The organism is Bartonella sp. MR110HLJHH, assembly GCF_042194225.1.
GTDB classification, from domain to species: Bacteria; Pseudomonadota; Alphaproteobacteria; order Rhizobiales; family Rhizobiaceae; genus Bartonella; species Bartonella grahamii.
Map to the genome: position 1 here is coordinate 421,039 of NZ_JBHIMQ010000001.1, position 18,314 is coordinate 439,352.

The window sequence follows — 18,314 nt, forward strand, 5'->3', positions numbered from 1 at the left end:
TTAATCCTCATCTTTATCACTATGGTGAAGATCGCGTGCAACCTCAGGCGAGCGAAGGAGAGCATCAATTTTTGAAAAATTATCAAAACTATTATCAAGTCGGAAACGCAGTTCAGGCATATATTTCATTTGTCGCAACGCATGACTGATTTCTCCACGGAGAAAACGACTATGTTTATTGAGGGTATCAACAACATCGGTATGAGAAGCATTTTTAAGAGTGCTGAGAGGTGATACAAAGCAAGTAGCAATTTTTAAATCTGGTGACATACGTACTTCAGAGACAGAAATAACAATATCTTTCAAGATATCATCAAGCAAAATATCACGCTGTAATATATGCGCTATTGCATGACGTACTTGCTCTGCTACTCTAAGTTGCCGTTGTGATGGCCTTGCATTTTTCATCAAAGTTTTATCCTTGCTACAAGATCTCTTTTTTTGACCATTTAGATAAGGGAAAAGAGATATTGTGTATAAAACCTAATAACTTTCTTCATTTTACAACAGAGTAAAGTTATTGGATTATTTTATAATGTGCGATTAATATGTTCGATACGGAAGATCTCAATGATGTCTCCTGCGCGCATGTCTTCATAATTTTCAAAGGCTATTCCACATTCTTGACCACTTTGCACTTCATTGACTTCATCCTTAAAGCGCTTGAGTGTTTTCAGCTTTCCTTCGTGAATAACGATATTATCGCGGATAAGGCGAACACCGGCTCCTCGTTCTATTTTACCTTCTGTAACACGACATCCTGCAACTTTTCCAATTTTTGTAATGTTAAAGACTTCTAGAATTTCAGCATTACCAAGGAAAGTTTCACGCTGTTCTGGTGAGAGTAATCCAGACATGGCAGCCTTGATATCGTCAACAAGATCATAAATGATGTTGTAATAACGAATTTCAATTCCTTGTGTTTTAGCAAAATCACGTGCTTGCTTATTGGCTCGAACATTAAAACCAATTACAGCAGAGTTAGAAGCTTCCGCAAGAGAAATATCACTTTCGGTAATTCCTCCAGCACCAGAATGTACAATACGCGCACGAACCTCATCATTTCCGAGTTTTTCCAATGCTGAAGCGATTGCTTCAATTGATCCTTGCACATCCCCTTTTATAATAAGAGAAAATTCCTTAACACCAGTCGTTTGCAATTTTGTCATCATCTGCTCAAGAGAACCACGCGAACCAGTTTGCCGCGCAACAGCTTTATCACGTGCTAATCGTTGACGGTATTCAGAAATTTCACGCGCTTTTGCTTCATGTGTGACAACAGCAAAACGGTCTCCGGCTTGTGGCGTTCCTTGCATGCCTAAAATTTCAATCGGTGTAGAGGGAACGGCTTCTTTGACATGGCGGCCATGGTCATCAATCAAAGCACGCACACGACCCCATTCATTTCCGGCAACTATAATATCAGAAGGGTGTAATGTACCTTTTTGAACAAGAACTGTTGCAACAGATCCACGTCCGCGATCCAATTTGGCTTCAATGATAACGCCCTCTGCAGTTCGTTGAGAATCTGCTTTCAGATCAAGCATTTCAGCTTGAAGAAGGATAGCTTCGAGAAGTTTATCAAGATTTTGACCAGTTTTAGCAGAAACTTCAACGTCCAAAGTTTCTCCGCCCATAGTTTCAACAAACACTTCATGTTGTAAAAGTTCTGTACGCACTTTTTGTGCATTCGCAGCTGGTTTATCAATTTTGTTGATAGCAACAATGATAGGTACACCAGCGGCTTTCGCATGATTGATTGATTCAATCGTTTGGGGCATAACACTATCATCAGCGGCTACAACGAGAACAGCAATATCGGTAACACGAGCTCCACGTGCGCGCATAGCCGTAAATGCAGCATGTCCTGGTGTATCAATAAAGGTAATTTTTTGACCGTTTTGTTCTACTTGATAGGCACCAATATGCTGCGTAATACCTCCCGCTTCGCCAGAAACAACATTTGCTTTACGAATAGCATCCAAAAGAGAAGTTTTCCCGTGGTCAACATGGCCCATAATGGTTACAACAGGAGGGCGCTGCTGCATGTTTTGAGGATTATCTGTTATATTAAAGATACCTTCCTCTACGTCAGATTCTAAAACACGTTTAACAGTATGGCCAAATTCAACAGCGATGAGTTCGGCAACATCTGCATCAATAACATCGCCAGGTTTCATCATTTGTCCTTGTTTCATCAAGAATTTAATCACATCAACAGAACGCTCAGTCATACGTTGTGCGAGCTCTTGAATGGTAATCGTTTCAGGAAGAACAACTTCGCGAGAAATTTTTTCTCTTGGTTCTTGATTTTGTGCACGCTTAAACTTTTCCTGTCTACGCCGCATTGCAGCCATTGAGCGTCCACGTGCGCTTCCTTCTTCGTCCAGTGCACTATTCAGAGTTAGCTTTCCGCGTCGCCGCTCATCAGCTCCTTTGACAACTTTTGGTACACGTATTTCTGATTTAGCAGGATTAGCACGCCGACTATGCCGTTCTTCCTCTTTATTTTCATCTATTTTGCGTTTTTCAACCACAGTTGTGTTTTTAGGCGCAATAGGAATATCTGTCTGTTCAATGAGAGGAGGAACAGGTGGAGCCTGTACTGGCGATATTTCTTCTTCTTGTTGGAGATGTATTTCTTTTTCTTTAATTTCTTGCTGTAAAATTTCTTCACGCTCTTTAGCGCGTCTTGCTTCTTCTTCGGCTTGTTCTCGCGTTATTCTTTCTTGGATATGTGCTTCTTCTAATGCGCGAAGTCTCGCTTCCATTTCAGTTGATGAAAGATTGCTTTTGGTCATAGATTCTTGAGGCTTTTTTCCCTCAAAACGCGGCTTAGAGCGCTGGGCGGCCACATGCGGCTTTGTAATGGGCTGTGGGGTTTCAGCTTTTTCATCAGGTCGCGTAATTTTACGCCGTTTGGTTTCGACAACGACAGCCTTCGTACGGCCATGGCTAAAATTTTGTTTGACCGTGCTCGTTTCCAAGACAGACCGCTTGAGAGTTAGTGTCTTCTTGACTGTTGTTTTGTCGTTGTTATTTTCACTCATTGTATTTCCTTCACGGCTTGTGCCGTCATCTCACTAGGCTTACTATGCTTGTCGTCACGATAGCTGATCAATTTATATGTCGTTTTGAGAAATCCCTCAGCAGCTTTTGTGTCCAGTAAGGCCGCATGCATTACAGGATTAGAGCCAAAAGCCACTCGCATTTCATCACTTGTAAATAAAGATATGGTTTTTATAGTCCGATTTGTTTGTTGTTGTATTGAATGGATGGCCTGTGCAATTTTTCGTTTCCCATCTTCTGTTGTTTCTTTAGCATGAAGTACAAGAATAACTTTACCAGAGCGGATAGCAGCATCAACCTTTGTTGCTCCCATAACAATTGCTCCCGCTTTTCGTGCCATGGAAAGGCTTGAAAGAGCGGCTTTTAGTAAAAGCGTATCAACAACATGCACAAGATTTGGTGCAACCTCAACATCTGTTTTAAAATTTCTATGAAAAGCTTTCTGTTTGATTGCTTTCTCAATAACAGCATGATGGGCAGAAATCCAAACGCCACGCCCTGGTAAATTCGCTTTAAGATCAGGAACAATTTGATTATTGGGACCAATAACAAAACGGATCAGCGTTTGTGCTGAAGCATTTTTTCTGGTCACAATGCAAGTCCGTTCATTCATTTAAAGTGTATCCACATCCAAATCATCTGTTTTTTCATTTTCTGCAGAATTTTCATCTTCTACAGGATTTTCTGTAACAAGATCAGCTTGGTCTATCCAGCCTGCTTGTACACGTGCGGCTAAAACCATAGCTTCTGCATCCGCGCGTGTAATGTCAAAAGGGGTTAAAATACCAGAAAAATTCTGTGTTTGACCTTCTTTGCGTTCTCTCCAACCAGCTAAATCATCAACGGCATAGCCAGCAAAGTCTTCTATTGTTTTTACACCATCCTCACCTACAGCAACCAACATAGCACTTGTCATTCCAGGAAGTGTTCGCAATTCGTCAGAAACTCCGAGTTTTTTGCGTTTTTCATCAAGTTCTTTTTCTTGATGATCAAGATATTCGCGGGCACGACTTTGGATTTCAGCGGCGGTATCATGGTCAAAACCATCAATAGAAGCGATTTCTTCAAGATCAATATAGGCGATTTCTTCAATAGAAGAAAAACCCTCTGATGCCATAACCTGCCCGATCATTTCGTCAACCTCTAAGGCTTCCATAAACAATTTACTCCGTTCAGTAAATTCTTTTTGACGATTTTCAGATTCTTCCTTTTCCGTTAAAATATCAATGTTCCATCCTGTTAGTTGCGAAGCCAAGCGAACATTTTGTCCACGTCGTCCAATAGCAAGGCTAAGTTGATCATCTGGCACAATAACTTCAATCCGTTCAGCATCTTCATCAAGGATGATTTTAGAAACTTCAGCAGGTTGCAGTGCATTAACGACAAATGTTGCCGCATCAGGCGACCAAGGAATAATATCAATTTTTTCGCCTTGTAATTCAGCAACAACAGCTTGTACGCGACTTCCTCGCATTCCAACGCATGCTCCAACAGGATCAATGGAACCATCGCGTGAAACAACGGCGATTTTAGCCCGTGAACCTGGATCACGAGCAACAGATTTGATTTCTATAATACCATCATAAATTTCTGGCACTTCCATAGTGAAAAGTTTTACCATAAATTGGGGATGTGTGCGTGAAAGGAAAATTTGCGGACCACGCGTTTCACGGTGTACATCATTGACAAAAGCACGAATACGATCTCCATAGCGGAATGATTCACGAGGAATTAATTCATCACGGCGCACAATAGCTTCACCACGCCCGAGATCAACGATAACATTACCATATTCCACACGCTTAACTGTACCAGAAATAATTTCACCAACTTTATTTTTGAATTCCTCATATTGCTGATCACGTTCTGCGTCGCGTACTTTTTGTACAATAACCTGTTTAGCAGATTGTGCTGCGATACGTCCAAAATCCATAGGAGGTAAAAGATCAGCAAAAAAATCACCAATTTTTGCTTCTGCTTGATGTTTAAGAGCATCAGACAAAGTAATTTCCGTTGTGTAGTCTTCAACGACATCAACGATTTTAAGCAGGCGCTGTAATTTAATTTCACCTGTTTTAGAATTGATTTCAGCACGGATATTTGTTTCTTGACCATAACGAGAACGTGCTGCTTTTTGAATAGCATCAGCCATCGCAGAAATGACAATTTCACGGTCGATTGACTTTTCACGTGCAACAGCATCTGCAATTTGCAGAATCTCAAGCCTGTTAGCGCTTGTAGCCATCAATTTTCTCCTTCTTTGTGCCACACGATGGGTATTTCCCAGTGATATTATTTTTTGAAATTGAGCGTCTGTATAGAGTCGTTAGCTTTCTCTTCAGCAATGAATTGTTGACTTAACTCTTTATTTTTTTTCAATGCATCGCGAATAAGCTCATCGGTAAGCACTAAATGCGCATTTATGATATCACAAAAGGAAATAGGGGTATACATGGCTTCTCCATAAGCAGCTTTATCAGTGTTTAAAATAAATCCATCTTGCGTGATATTTGTAAATGTCCCGCGAAATTTTCGGCGTCCATCAATTGTTATTTTGGTTTCAATTTTTGCAAGATGCCCTTGCCAATGAAAAAAGTCAGATTTTCTTACCAATGGACGATCAATTCCAGGTGATGAGATTTCTAAATGATATTTGCGTTCAATAACATTTTGTACATCAAGGAGGGGGGAAACAGTTCGACTAACAGTTTCACAGTCTTCTACGGTCATAGAACCATCGGCACGTTCAACCATAATTTGAAGTGTTAAACCATTTTGACCAAGAAGTTTCACACGAACCAAACGAAAACCTAAAGGTTTAAGTAGTGGTATGACAAGAGCAGCAACCTGTGCTTCGATACCATCTTCTTCAAACAGGCGTGGTTCGTCAAGATTGCTTATTTTTTCAGCTTCGTTCATACATTTTATCCAAGTTGTTTTCATCAGTTTTATGATATTAAAAAAGAGCGGGTCCAACGGCCCACCCTTCATCATAAGACCAAGAATTTAGCTATTGATACTCTTAAATTCAAAATTTTTCAAGTTGTTTATGAGAAAAGCGCTTGATCATTTATTTCTTGATAAAGGTAAGATAAGCAGGCGTCCGTCCTTCGCGTAAAGCTTTTGCTTCATAGCGGGTTCCTTTCCATAGTGGATAAGGGAGTTTCCAGTCTTGAGGTTTTTCTGCTTTCCATTCAAAGTGATCATGTTGTGCACAATGGTACAAAGTCCAGTTTACATAACTGTCGATATCACTAGCAAAGCGAAAAATTTTCCCTATTTTAAGAACACGAGCAAAACGGTTAAGATTTTTTGTGTTGATGAAACGTCGTTTCCAGTGTTTCTTTTTCGGCCAAGGATCAGGATAGAAGAGGTCTATTCCATCAAGCGAGTTATCAGGGAGCCAATCAAGGAGGCGTGTAGCATCATCATTATAGAGGCGAAGATGATTTTGATAGTTTTGATGCTGTTCAAGAGACAACAATATTTTTGCCATGCCATTGATAAAGGGCTCGACGCCGATAAAACCGGTTTTTGGAAAATATTCCATTTCATGAAGTAAATGTTCACCTCCACCAAAGCCGATTTCAAGTCGAATTTCTCTTACTTTGCTTGAAAATAAGGATGTAAGGTTTGAGGGAGGTGGGACATTTAAATCAATATTTAAATTGGGGAGAAGCATTTTTATACGTGTAAGATGACTGTTTCGAAGTTGTTTTCCTTGTCGGCGTCCAAAAAATGCTTCACTCTTGCGTGTATTATATTTAATCATGGGATTTGGATCATTGTTTGAAGCGTTTTCACGAGATCAGTTTTTTCCCATGAAAACGAACCATCGTGTTTTGGTTTTCGCCCAAAATGACCATAGGCAGCTGTTTTCGCATAAATAGGTTTATTGAGGTCAAGATGTTTTCGAATGCCGGTAGGTGAAAGGTCCATTATTTTGCGAATGGCTGCTTCAATAACTTTTTCATCGACTTTTCCTGTTCCGTGAAGATTGAGATAAATAGATAAAGGTTGTGCAATACCAATTGCATAAGAGAGTTGAATGGTGCATCGCTCTGCTAAATGAGCAGCAACAATATTTTTAGCCAGATAGCGTGCCGCATAGGCTGCAGAACGATCAACTTTTGTTGTATCTTTTCCTGAAAAAGCACCGCCTCCATGGGGTGCTGCACCTCCATAAGTATCCACAATAATTTTGCGTCCTGTTAATCCGGCATCGCTTTGAGGACCACCAATGACAAATTTTCCTGTTGGGTTAATATACCAACTGCATTGATCTGCAATGGGAATGTCATGTAAAGCTTGACGAATGTAAGGTTCAACCACTGTACGTACCTTGTTGGAATCCCAGCTTTCATCGAGGTGCTGCGTTGAAAGAACAATGGATGTGACCTCTATCGGTTTTCCATTTTTATAGCGTATGGTTATTTGGCTTTTAGCATCTGGTCCTAATTTTCCAGCTTCTCCCTCTCCTTTATGACGGGCTGTGGCAAGAAGTTTGAGAATTTTATGCGCATAATAAATCGGCGCAGGCATGAAATCAGGTGTTTCACGGCAAGCATATCCAAACATGATGCCTTGATCACCTGCTCCTTCTTCACCATGCCGATCCGTAGCATTATCAACTCCTCTTGCTATGTCAGCTGATTGAGGGCGCAAAAGAACATCAATTTTAACAGTTTTCCAATGGAAACCTGCTTGTTCATAGCCAATGGTACGAATAGCACGGCGCGCTGCTGTACGAAAACGCGTAGGATTAATGAGTGGAAAGCCAGTTTCATCATAGATAAATTCTTTATTTTTATCTTTTTTTAATAGCGTATCGGGAACACGCACTTCACCAGCGATAACAACACGGTTGACACTGACGAGAGTTTCACAGGCAACGCGTATTAACCATGGATCAGTACCAGTTTTTTCAGCTTCTTTATAGATCATATCAACAATTTCATCGGAAATACGATCACAAATTTTATCAGGATGTCCTTCCGATACCGATTCGCTCGTAAAAAGATAATCTTGATGCGGCATAGGAACTCCTTCAAAAAAGAAAATCAACGATTTAATTAATTTCTTACTAAAGTTGTCACGATTTGCTAATTCTACAGCAAATCGTCAATGAAAATTTATATGAATAAAAGAGAAAAGATATAATTTTAATTTATAGCTTATTTGTCAAATCTTCCTCAGAAAGTGCTTTTGCCAAATCAATAATTTTTCGACGCACTTTAGCATCAGATATATTTGTAAAAGCGCGCATGAGCTGAATCCCTTCGCTGCTAGAACAAAAGTCTATAAAATTGTGATCACTTTCAGCAAAACCCTCTACTTGTTGGGAGGTAATACCTTTATCAAAAAAGTAAGAAACAGGAACATCCATAATTTCCGCTATCGCTTGAAGACGACTGGCACCAATACGGTTTGTTCCTTTTTCATATTTTTGGATTTGCTGAAAAGTAATCCCTAATTTTTCACCTAGTTTCTCTTGAGTGAGTCCTAAAATATTACGACGTAAACGGATACGAGTTCCAACATAGATATCTATAGGGTCAGGTTTTTTTCTAGTTTCGGTCATAATGCAACTCTTTATTTCCAGCACTTTTCTTCTAAACCAACATCATATTTATGCGCAGCTGATTTATCATATAATTAAAATAATATGTAATATTTTTTCCCAATATTACTGGTAAACGCAACATAATACCGTACAAAGGACACTTGAATCATTTAAGCTGTTCTGTAGAACCAAAACCAACACGACACAATAGCATAAGGATGAATAAGATAAAAGTAGAGAAAGTTCTGTATTCATTGCTTCCTATAGGGGTAATGGATGATGGAACTTGTGAATCAATAATGCCCACAGCATTTTGTTGAAGAGCTACAACGATTCGTCCATAAGAATCAATAACAGCTGATATTCCATTATTGGCTGCTCGTATGAGGGGGATTCCCAGTTCAACGGCACGAAGTTGTGCTTGTTGAAGATGTTGATAGGGTCCAGGTGTTACACCAAACCATGCATCATTTGTAATATTAATAATTGCTTGAGGCGAGGAGCCTTTAAAAGTCATTTCATGGGGAAATATTGCTTCATAACAAATCAAGGGTAGATAAGAAAATCCGTTTGGCATTGTAACAATTTTGCGCACACTTGCAGCACTATATCCACCAATATTATCGGCAAGGGTACGCAATCCAATTTTTTTCAATAAATTCTGATAAGGAAGATACTCACCAAAAGGAACCAAATGAAGTTTATCGGAAGTATTTAAAATATTACCTTGAGCATTAATGACTGCAATTGTATTAAAATATTGTGTTTGGGAATGAGGTAGATCATTGCTGGCTCGTATTGCTCCGATAATAGCCCATTGTTTAGGTTTTAAAAGAGAGGCAATGCGCATTGTGATAGATGAGTTATCATAGAGAAGGTAAGGAACGGAAGCTTCGGGCCATACGATAAAATCGGGTTCTGAATTTTGGTCAGTTGTTGGCATTGCACTTAGATTCATATGCGCTTCCAACATAGCTTCTCGTGTATTATCACGCAATTTTATATTTTGTTGGATGGAAGGTTGAACAATGCGCACCCAATAAGAACTTTTTTGATTTTCAGCTGTGTTTTCTATAGTATGAAGACGATAAAACCCAAAACCACTGTGAATAAATATAAGTGATAAGCAGAGAGAAAGTGCTACTTTCTTTTTTTCATCTGTTAATAAAACAGTTGGCAAACTGTAGGCTAAGACAGCAAGAATATTCATTCCGTAAAGTCCCACGATTGCATCAGATTGCATGAACATTGGGGTTGGCATGGCTGTATAGCCAAGAGCATTCCATGGAAATCCTGTGAATAAAAACGCACGCAACCACTCGGCCAATCCTAATGCAAAGGCTAAAACAAAAAAGCGTGCTATTCCTTTTGTCCATAATAAACCAACAATGAAACCAGAAAAAAACCAATAAAGAGAAAGGTAGAGTGGAGGAACTAAAATGGCTAATGGGACTGCCCAACCAAAAGAATCTGGATCTGTTAACAAAGCATTGCATAGCCACCAAAGTCCGCAAATAAAATAACTAAAACCAAAGGTTCCACAGCTTAAAGCGTAAATAAAAAAATGTTTTTTATTGTTTTTTGCGGCCCGTATTGAGTCAAGTAAAACAATAAAGAGAGGGAAAGTTAAAAAGCAAAGAGGTGCCAAATAAAAGGGTGGAAGTGCAAAAGAAGTAAGAGCACCACACAGAAATATCCATGCTTGGCGCTTCCAACCGGTAACAGAGGACAAAAAAACGATGAAATTGTTTAAAAACGCTGGACTATTCTTTAGGGATGACATTGTTCTCAAGATTCTCATTTTTTGGAATGCGAAAAATACGCAATCGCTTAATCCGGCGTTTATCAGCTTCTAAAATACGAAATCTATAACCAGGTACAGCTTCGACAATTTCACCTTTGGCAGGAATGCGATCAAGAATGGAGACGATCAAACCACCAATCGTATCAACATCATCACCATATTCCCCTACGATAAAATCAGGACCAAGAGCTTTCTCCACATCTTCTAGTTCAGTTCTTGCATCAACGAGCCATTTATTGTTTGGTTCACGTACGATAGCATTGTCGACATTATCATGTTCATCTTCGATATCACCAACGACCAATTCAACAATATCCTCCATTGAAACGAGACCATCTGTTCCCCCATGTTCATCAATAACTAAAGCCATTTGAGTTCGTGTAGTTTGCATTCGTGTTAATAATTTACTTGCAAGCATGGAACTTGGAACAAAGAGAACAGTTCGGATCAGATCCAATTCACCGATTGGGGTATGTAAGTCTGTATGGTTTAATTGAAGCAAATCGGATTTCTGTTCGGTTTTTGTTGGGCTGACAATAAAGCGTGTCATATAGTTAAGAATATCGCGGATGTGAATCATGCCGCGCGGATCATCTAAAGTTTCAGCATAAACAGGTAAGCGAGAATGACCAATTTTTGCGAAACATTTAAGGGTTTCTCCAAGTGAAGTGTTTATTTCCAGTGCTTCGATTTCAGAACGTGGTATCATAACATCATCCACGCGTGCTTCACGTAAGCGTAAAATATTATGCAACATAGTACGTTCTTCAGGTGAGAAGAGGGCAGTGTCTTTTTCATTGTCAGTCGTGAGTGCAACGGTAAGATCATCGCGCAGTGATGTAGACACACAATTACGACCCCGTAAGAATGAAAACAAATGATTCATCAGAGAATATTTTTCTGTATGATTCGTCTGTTGAGAGGTTTTTTTTTCATTATTAGAAGATGTTTGACTATTATTTTGTGCATTTGTTTTGTTTGTCATGGTTTTGAAATCTTCTAAACTTTCTTTTTATAATTAGGTGAATGAGAGGCTTTAAATGGTATGCTCGTAATATTGATTTTAAAAGTTAAATTTTATCATTTATAGACAATTCAGCGTAAGGATCTTTTATGGAAAGCTTTTGCAGAATTTCTCTTTCGAGCTTTTCCATTTGATATGCTTCATTATCAGTTTCATGGTCATAGCCAAGCAGATGCAAGATACCATGAACAATCATATGCGTTAAATGGTCTTGAAATGTTTTTCCTTGTTTTTCTGCTTCGAGAACAACAGTCTCTCGCGCAATAATAATATCACCGAGCATGGGACCAGGTCGATTTCCAGCTTTAAGTGGAAAAGCAGGAAAGGATAATACATTAGTAGATTTGTTTTTGTTGCGCCATTGTGCATTGATTTGTGCCATATGTTTATCATCCGTAAAAAGCAGGCTAATCTCGCTTACAACATTTGCCAATGAAACATGATGCATAGTCGTCATTAATGCTTTTTCAGTGATATTATAAAGCATTTTCTCATCATTCCACCCTGCGCTTTTAACCATTATATCAATAATAATCATGATGAATCAAATTCATTTTTTAATGCACCGCATGCGAATGATTTTTTTTTATTTTGTATTTCGGAATCGCGATCATAAGCACGAACGATAGCAGCAACAAGTGGATGGCGTATAACATCTTTTTCATCAAAATGTACAATCGCAATATTTTCTACATTTGAAAGAATGCGAATTGCTTCAATGAGACCTGATTTTTGCCCTGTAGGCAAATCAATTTGGCTTACGTCACCGGTAACAATCATACGTGTTCCTTCTCCAAGACGTGTGAGGAACATTTTCATTTGCATGGGCGTAGTATTTTGTGCCTCATCAAGAATAACAGCAGCATGGGCAAGTGTTCGTCCGCGCATAAAGGCAAGAGGAGCAATTTCTATGACACCAGAAGCTAAAATGCGTTCTATTTTTTCAGCGGGCATCATATCATAAAGAGCATCATAAAGTGGTCGTAAATATGGGTCGACTTTTTCTTTGAGATCACCGGGAAGAAAACCAAGATGTTCTCCAGCTTCAACAGCCGGACGTGAGAGAATAATTCGCTCAATGATACCACGTTCTAGAAGCATTGCAGCATGAGCAACAGCAAGATATGTTTTGCCTGTTCCTGCTGGTCCTACACCAAACACAAGTTCAGTATGCTCCATAGCGCGTATGTAAGCATCTTGTATTGGAGTTCTTGCATGAATTATTTTTTTATGGGTACTCAACCGTGCTGGTATACGTTTCGTTGCAGATTTGTGTGTTATTGTGTCTTCTTTCTGCTTCTTTGGTATATTTGCCATAGCAAGCGCTCCTTTTATATCTGATAAAGTGAGCTCTTGGTGTGTTTTGGCACGTTCATAAAGTTGCTGCAATACATATTGCGCACGTTTTATAACAGAAATATTTCCACGGATTAAGACTTCATTACCACGCGGATGAATACTAAGTTCAAGTTTTTTTTCGATATAAGCGAGATTTTCGTCAAATTTACCAAAAACTGCTTTTGCATATTTATTATTTTCGAAAATCAAAACAACTTGGCTCGGATCTGAAGCGCTTGTTTGTTTCAAGGTATCAGCCTTTTCAAGGGACATATTTACTTTTTCTTTAATACGCTTTATTTTTTCGGTTGAAGCTTTCAGCCTATTCTCCATATCTACATAAATGTTGCACGTTTTGTTAAGTAAATTCTATAAAAGACATTTTTTAAAAAAAGTGCACGTTTTAGATGTAATCATTTTCTTTTAAAATAAAAGAGTTTTCCAAAATATTTATTGTGAACAAGGTTTTAGAAGTATGTTTATCTATTTGTCACTTCACCAACAAAACTGTTTGAGCTTGCATTTTTAATATGAATTTCTATTACGCTACCTGTAGAGACTTCTGTATCTAAGACAACAGGTAAAAGCCAAGGGGAACGTCCTACCATTTGCCCTGAGTGACGTCCAGGTTTTTCGATGAGAACGTTAGTTTTTTGACCAATTTTAGAACGCAAAAACGCATTTTGTTGCTCAAGGAGAAGGACTTGTAAATGTTGAAGGCGGGCATCTTTTACAGATTCATCAACATGATTTTTCATTGTGGCTCCCACTGTTCCAGGACGGGGGGAATATTTAAAAGAATAAGCTGAACTGTACTGTACTTGTTGAATAAGTTTAATGGTTTCTTCAAAGTCTTCATCTGTTTCTCCTGGAAACCCTACAATGAAATCGCCTGAAAAGGCAATATCTGGCCGTGCGGTCCGAATTTTTTCAATAAGATGAAGATAATGAGAGCTTTTGTGTTGGCGGTTCATAGCTTTTAAGATGCGATCTGAACCTGATTGAACAGGAAGATGGAGGTAAGGCATTAACATATCAAGATCTCGATGCGCGGCAATAAGGCTGTCATCCATATCACGTGGGTGACTGGTTGTGTAACGCAAACGCTTTAAACCATCGAGTTTTGCAAGATGATAAAGAAGATCGCCAAGACGCCAAGTTTTGCCATCAGCACTTTGCCCATGCCAACCATTGACATTTTGTCCAAGCAGCGTAATTTCTTTGACACCCGCTTCGATGAGTTGAAGGGCTTCTTCAGTAATTTGCTCAACGGATCGTGATATTTCGGCACCGCGTGTATAGGGCACAACACAAAAAGTGCAAAATTTATCGCAACCTTCTTGTACTGTTAAAAATGCGCTAACACCTCGTTTTCTTACTGCATGTTTATTATGGGGCGGTAAATGAGCAAATTTATCTTCAACAGCATAGTCTGTTTCGATAATTTTTTTTCCTTGTTTGGCTTTCTCTAACAATTCTGGCAAGCGATGATACATTTGCGGACCAATAACAAGATCCACTGTTGGAGCACGGCGCAAGATTTCACTTCCCTCAGCTTGTGCAACACAACCCGTTACACCAACCATCAGGGGTTTATCAGGTGTGCGCTCTTGACGCATAACGCGCAAACGACCGAGATCAGAATAAAGTTTTTCTGCTGCTTTTTCACGAATATGACAGGTATTAACAAGAATAAGATCGGCCTCATTGGGAATTTGTGTTGTCACATAGCCTTGCGAACTGAGACTATCAGTCATCCGTTGGCTATCATAAACATTCATTTGACATCCATAGGTTTTGATAAAAACCTTTTTCGGAGCAACAGGAGGCGTATTTTTAGGATTTTCTTTATTCATGGTGCATGTGTAAATGTTTTTTACACAAATCTCAATCTATTTACTTAAAAGTTTTTTGCATGATAATTGCATCACCACGACCATCTTTTGACGGGTAGTAGGCAAGACGTTCAGAAATTTTTTGAAATTCAAAGCGTTGATAAAGGTTCAAAGCAGAAAGGTTTGTGGCTTCTACTTCCAAGAATAATTTTATAGCGCCTTTGTCGTGAAGATGGTGCACTGTGCTTTCGATAAGAAAGGTACCAATTCCTTGTTGACGATAATGAGGGTGAACAGCAATTGTGATGATTTCTGCTTCATCAAGGATGAGGCGGCATAGGCAAAAGCCTAAAATTTGATCAGAGCGATCAATGAGAAACACTTTGTATCCGAAGATAGAGTGATCTGTTAAGAAATTATCAAAAGCTTGTTTTCCCCAAGACGGAGTAAAACAATGTTGATGAATTTGATGAAGAGGAGCACCATCATTAACTTGTAGCGGAGCAATTCCAAAATTCTTTTTTGTCAATGAAAATTTGGGCATTATTTTTTTTGTGGTAAAGCAAAATTGGTTTGTTGTTTTGCATCAGCGCTGCGTAGATAGAGTGGGCGAGGAGAATTTTTTGATTGTTTGTTTGCGGCAAGATAAGCATAGTTTACAATATCAGCCGCTTCGCAGGGGATTTTTTCTAGGACAATTTTTTCGTTTATTTTATGGCTTTTAATATGCTCCACAATGACATCAGTAGCTGGGCCGGTCAGTCGGGTTTTTTTTGGTAAATCTTCGAGGATATTTTCAATTGTTTTTAATCCAGGCGCTCCCAAAGGTGTGAGATCATTATGAAAATTTTGATGGTAGAACATCTCTCTCCCTGCTTCAATGACAACAGTAATTGCTGATGCTGTACTTTTACTGTTTATTACTTGTGCTGCTAACGCTTCAAGAGCACTTACTCCAACAGCAGGTATTTCAAGTGCTAATGCCAAAGCGCGCGCTGTTGCAACACCGACACGTACACCAGTAAATGATCCAGGTCCAATATTGACAGCAATACGCTCAACTTGATCAAGCGTCATATTGGCTTGTGTCATTGTTTGTGTAATCTGCCCAATAAGTTTTTCAGCATGCCCTTTGTTCATGCGCTCATTGATACGCGCAATAACAGATTTATGACGAATGAGCGCAACAGCACAATAAATTGAAGCAGTATCTATAGCAAGGATAAGCATAAAAATATTTTAGTTGAATAAAACGATAAACAAAAGTTCTGCTGTATTTTTAATCTTTTTATTATCGTATATTTCATTTGTAAGAAAGTTACTAGTGCCAATAAGCAACAATATCTTTTTATGGGATAGAACGAGATGTTGATTTAATCCCTATTTGTTTTCACTTTTTGAATGAGTACCTTGAATATTGTAAGATTCTCTTATTTCAAATCTACTTATGGTGAGACAATTAAAGTTATTAGCTTGTATATTACAAGCGGAATTAGGGTGTGAATAAAAACTGTTGAAGAAAAGAATAAAAAATCCTTTCACGAATCGTTTAAATGTAAGGATTGTCACAAACATTTTGAGCTATCAAATAGTATGATGATGCCATTTGTATTCCATAGTAAGTAAAAGTAAGTTAAAAGGGGGAAAGCCATGACCCCACATTTTTTCCCAATAAGAGCATATTCTATCAGTCTTTATATAAAAACTTCAGCGTAATGAGAGCAGATGAAAGAAATGGCATTGTTTTGCATGAGTTACGTATTTTAATACTACGCCGTTGCAAATCATTATGGACTGAAAAGCAAATTTGACAGTTTTCACTTAAATATCAGCTCTTTCAATTTTTTGTATAGAATAATGAGCAGTATTTTAGAACTTTTTCTGGTTGTATGAAAGAACTGATTTTAATATTAGTGAACCTTTGGATTGATTGCATGCTCCATTGAAAAATAATAATAAATGCATATTTCAAAATGTTATATGGTTCAGATCAATCAATCCTATCATGATAAGGCTACAAGCGCCAAGAAGGAGTATGGAGAAAGTTGAAGCTAAAATAACGCGCCATCCTGCTTTTTTTAATGAGCGGATATCAACACCTAATCCTAAAGCTGCCATTGAAATGACCGTGAACAGTTGAGCAATAAGTCTGATCGGGTTTATAGCCGTTTCAGGAATAAGTCCGCTTGAACGAATAAGCATCATGATAATAAAACCGATGATAAACCATGGGACGAGAGTATGTAGACGAAAATGTGTTTGTGCTGATCGACGATAGATGATGGATAGGATAAAAATAACAGGGCCCAACATTAAAACCCGCACCAATTTGACAATTGTTGCAATTTGAACGCTCACGAAAGATATTGGCGCTGTTGCTGCTAAGACCTGTGGTACAGCATAAACAACCATGCCAGCAAGCACACCGTATTGGTTAAATGATAAATTCAAAAGTGGGTGTAAAAAAGGGAGAAATAAAATAATAAGAACCCCTAAAAGAGCGGTAAAAGCAATTGCTGCCGCTACATCTTCATGTTTAGCATGAATGACAGGGGCAGTTGCAACGATAGCTGAATTGCCACAAATGGCATTACCACAAGCGACCAGCATTGCTAAATTTGCAGAAAGTCCAAAAAGTCTGCCTATAACAAAACTAATGAGGATCGTTATAAATATAACGAATACGATGCTTGCAAGCAAATTCCAACCGGCTGAAAGAACAGCACGGATGCTAATGCTTGCCCCTAAAAGAACAATAGCAATTTCAAGAAGCGTTTTTGCACAAAAGACTATACCTTTTTGGAAATATTTGGGCAGATTAAAACAGCTACGAGTAATTGATCCTAAAAGAATTGCCAAAACAAGGCTTTCAAGCCACGCTTCTGCGAAAAACTGTTTTTCTATTACTTCTAAACCATAAGCTAAGGCAGATATGAGCAGGCATAATAGAATACCTGGACCAAGGTCGTTCAAAAATGAGAGTTTTTTCTTTGACATTTTAATATTCCCCCGTCATTAAAGAGCTAAAGGTGAAGAGGAAAAAGTTTTAGAGATTTGTTCGTGCTTGTACAGCTGCTGCTAAAGTTCCATCATCAAGATAATCAAGCTCGCCTCCTACAGGAACACCATGAGCAAGTCGCGTAATTTTAACGGAGAAGTTAGAGAGCTGATCGGTGATATAGTGAGCAGTTGTTTGACCTTCGACAGTCGCATTGACAGCAAGAATAATTTCCGTAATAGGATTTTGTACAACACGTTGTATTAAGGTGGCAATGTTGAGTTCGTCAGGACCTATTCCATCTAAGGGGGAGAGTCGTCCACCCAATACATGGTAACGTGCGGCTAAAGTTTTTGCGCGTTCAAGAGCCCACAGATCAGCAATATCCTCAACAACGATGATTGTTGTATCATCGCGGCGCAAATCTGTACAAATTGAACAAGGATCAATGGTATCGACATTTCCACAAACAGAACAAATGCCGACTTTTTCTATAGCTGCTTGTATAGCTGCTCCTAAAGGCTCCAGCAATGTTTCCTTTTTTTTGATAAGATGAAGCGCAGCACGACGCGCTGAACGTGGACCAAGACCTGGTATACGTGATAAAATCTGAATGAGACGTTCAATCTCAGGTCCTGCAATGTATTTAGACATATTTTTGTCCCACGGAAAAATCCGTTTCA

Annotated in this window: 17 protein-coding genes; all 17 read right to left on the bottom strand. The window is 38.8% G+C overall.

What is annotated here, in order from left to right; translation table 11 throughout:
- The gene (gene rbfA / locus ACFIKB_RS01580; RefSeq protein WP_375635991.1) at positions 1-408 is read right to left on the bottom strand and encodes a 30S ribosome-binding factor RbfA; all 408 of its coding nucleotides are present in this window, start codon (positions 406-408) and stop codon (positions 1-3) included.
- Between the two features lie 122 nt (positions 409-530).
- Positions 531-3,050: a translation initiation factor IF-2 gene (gene infB, locus ACFIKB_RS01585; protein WP_375635990.1), complete on the bottom strand. Its 2,520-nt coding sequence runs from the start codon at positions 3,048-3,050 to the stop codon at positions 531-533.
- Positions 3,047-3,682 (bottom strand): RNA-binding protein, encoded by a 636-nt coding sequence (locus ACFIKB_RS01590; RefSeq protein ID WP_012754629.1) that lies wholly within the window; start codon positions 3,680-3,682, stop codon positions 3,047-3,049. Before ACFIKB_RS01590 ends, infB begins: the two co-directional genes overlap by 4 nt.
- Positions 3,683-5,314 carry a transcription termination factor NusA gene (gene nusA, locus ACFIKB_RS01595; RefSeq protein WP_375625637.1) on the bottom strand — a complete coding sequence of 544 codons (1,632 nt, stop codon included), beginning with the start codon at positions 5,312-5,314 and terminating at the stop codon, positions 3,683-3,685.
- Positions 5,315-5,361: 47 nt separating this feature from the next.
- Positions 5,362-6,012: a ribosome maturation factor RimP gene (gene rimP / locus ACFIKB_RS01600; RefSeq protein WP_375652677.1), complete on the bottom strand. Its 651-nt coding sequence runs from the start codon at positions 6,010-6,012 to the stop codon at positions 5,362-5,364.
- A gap of 127 nt (positions 6,013-6,139) precedes the next feature.
- Positions 6,140-6,841, bottom strand: a complete 702-nt coding sequence (locus tag ACFIKB_RS01605; protein ID WP_375652632.1) for a tRNA (guanine(46)-N(7))-methyltransferase TrmB — start codon at positions 6,839-6,841, stop codon at positions 6,140-6,142.
- Positions 6,838-8,106 carry a methionine adenosyltransferase gene (gene metK / locus ACFIKB_RS01610; RefSeq protein ID WP_273787797.1) on the bottom strand — a complete coding sequence of 423 codons (1,269 nt, stop codon included), beginning with the start codon at positions 8,104-8,106 and terminating at the stop codon, positions 6,838-6,840. Before metK ends, ACFIKB_RS01605 begins: the two co-directional genes overlap by 4 nt.
- Before the next feature lie 130 nt (positions 8,107-8,236).
- Positions 8,237-8,650: a helix-turn-helix domain-containing protein gene (locus ACFIKB_RS01615; protein ID WP_012754634.1), complete on the bottom strand. Its 414-nt coding sequence runs from the start codon at positions 8,648-8,650 to the stop codon at positions 8,237-8,239.
- A 148-nt stretch (positions 8,651-8,798) separates the two neighbouring features.
- Entirely contained in the window at positions 8,799-10,433 is a 1,635-nt protein-coding gene (lnt, locus tag ACFIKB_RS01620; protein WP_375652633.1) for an apolipoprotein N-acyltransferase, read from the bottom strand.
- Positions 10,396-11,421: a hemolysin family protein gene (locus tag ACFIKB_RS01625; protein ID WP_375628544.1), complete on the bottom strand. Its 1,026-nt coding sequence runs from the start codon at positions 11,419-11,421 to the stop codon at positions 10,396-10,398. Before ACFIKB_RS01625 ends, lnt begins: the two co-directional genes overlap by 38 nt.
- A gap of 85 nt (positions 11,422-11,506) precedes the next feature.
- Positions 11,507-11,998, bottom strand: a complete 492-nt coding sequence (gene ybeY / locus ACFIKB_RS01630; protein ID WP_375635984.1) for an rRNA maturation RNase YbeY — start codon at positions 11,996-11,998, stop codon at positions 11,507-11,509.
- Entirely contained in the window at positions 11,995-13,119 is a 1,125-nt protein-coding gene (locus ACFIKB_RS01635) for a PhoH family protein (protein WP_015857122.1), read from the bottom strand. Before ACFIKB_RS01635 ends, ybeY begins: the two co-directional genes overlap by 4 nt.
- Positions 13,120-13,277: 158 nt before the next feature.
- Positions 13,278-14,654: a tRNA (N6-isopentenyl adenosine(37)-C2)-methylthiotransferase MiaB gene (gene miaB, locus ACFIKB_RS01640; RefSeq protein ID WP_375652634.1), complete on the bottom strand. Its 1,377-nt coding sequence runs from the start codon at positions 14,652-14,654 to the stop codon at positions 13,278-13,280.
- 40 nt (positions 14,655-14,694) lie between these two features.
- Entirely contained in the window at positions 14,695-15,177 is a 483-nt protein-coding gene (rimI, locus tag ACFIKB_RS01645; RefSeq protein WP_375652636.1) for a ribosomal protein S18-alanine N-acetyltransferase, read from the bottom strand.
- On the bottom strand, positions 15,177-15,863 hold the full coding sequence (tsaB, locus tag ACFIKB_RS01650) for a tRNA (adenosine(37)-N6)-threonylcarbamoyltransferase complex dimerization subunit type 1 TsaB (RefSeq protein WP_375652637.1): 687 nt from the start codon (positions 15,861-15,863) through the stop codon (positions 15,177-15,179). Before tsaB ends, rimI begins: the two co-directional genes overlap by 1 nt.
- 738 nt (positions 15,864-16,601) lie before the next feature.
- Positions 16,602-17,630 (bottom strand): YeiH family protein, encoded by a 1,029-nt coding sequence (locus tag ACFIKB_RS01655; RefSeq protein WP_375644631.1) that lies wholly within the window; start codon positions 17,628-17,630, stop codon positions 16,602-16,604.
- 49 nt (positions 17,631-17,679) lie between these two features.
- Complete coding sequence (gene recR, locus ACFIKB_RS01660; RefSeq protein ID WP_012754642.1) at positions 17,680-18,285, bottom strand: recombination mediator RecR; 606 nt, start codon at positions 18,283-18,285, stop codon at positions 17,680-17,682.
- Between the last annotated feature and the right edge of the window lie 29 nt (positions 18,286-18,314).

Excerpts from the sequence above, each read along its gene's own strand:
- rbfA (WP_375635991.1), bottom strand. The coding sequence starts at position 408 with ATGAAAAATGCAAGGCCATCACAACGGCAACTTAGAGTAGCAGAGCAA.
- ACFIKB_RS01615 (WP_012754634.1), bottom strand. The coding sequence starts at position 8,650 with ATGACCGAAACTAGAAAAAAACCTGACCCTATAGATATCTATGTTGGA.
- miaB (WP_375652634.1), bottom strand. The coding sequence starts at position 14,654 with ATGAATAAAGAAAATCCTAAAAATACGCCTCCTGTTGCTCCGAAAAAG.
- rimP (WP_375652677.1), bottom strand. The coding sequence starts at position 6,012 with ATGAAAACAACTTGGATAAAATGTATGAACGAAGCTGAAAAAATAAGC.
- ACFIKB_RS01590 (WP_012754629.1), bottom strand. The coding sequence starts at position 3,682 with ATGAATGAACGGACTTGCATTGTGACCAGAAAAAATGCTTCAGCACAA.
- ybeY (WP_375635984.1), bottom strand. The coding sequence starts at position 11,998 with ATGATTATTATTGATATAATGGTTAAAAGCGCAGGGTGGAATGATGAG.
- metK (WP_273787797.1), bottom strand. The coding sequence starts at position 8,106 with ATGCCGCATCAAGATTATCTTTTTACGAGCGAATCGGTATCGGAAGGA.
- ACFIKB_RS01605 (WP_375652632.1), bottom strand. The coding sequence starts at position 6,841 with ATGATTAAATATAATACACGCAAGAGTGAAGCATTTTTTGGACGCCGA.
- lnt (WP_375652633.1), bottom strand. The coding sequence starts at position 10,433 with ATGAGAATCTTGAGAACAATGTCATCCCTAAAGAATAGTCCAGCGTTT.
- ACFIKB_RS01655 (WP_375644631.1), bottom strand. The coding sequence starts at position 17,630 with ATGTCAAAGAAAAAACTCTCATTTTTGAACGACCTTGGTCCAGGTATT.
- ACFIKB_RS01625 (WP_375628544.1), bottom strand. The coding sequence starts at position 11,421 with ATGACAAACAAAACAAATGCACAAAATAATAGTCAAACATCTTCTAAT.
- rimI (WP_375652636.1), bottom strand. The coding sequence starts at position 15,177 with ATGCCCAAATTTTCATTGACAAAAAAGAATTTTGGAATTGCTCCGCTA.
- tsaB (WP_375652637.1), bottom strand. The coding sequence starts at position 15,863 with ATGCTTATCCTTGCTATAGATACTGCTTCAATTTATTGTGCTGTTGCG.
- recR (WP_012754642.1), bottom strand. The coding sequence starts at position 18,285 with ATGTCTAAATACATTGCAGGACCTGAGATTGAACGTCTCATTCAGATT.
- infB (WP_375635990.1), bottom strand. The coding sequence starts at position 3,050 with ATGAGTGAAAATAACAACGACAAAACAACAGTCAAGAAGACACTAACT.
- nusA (WP_375625637.1), bottom strand. The coding sequence starts at position 5,314 with ATGGCTACAAGCGCTAACAGGCTTGAGATTCTGCAAATTGCAGATGCT.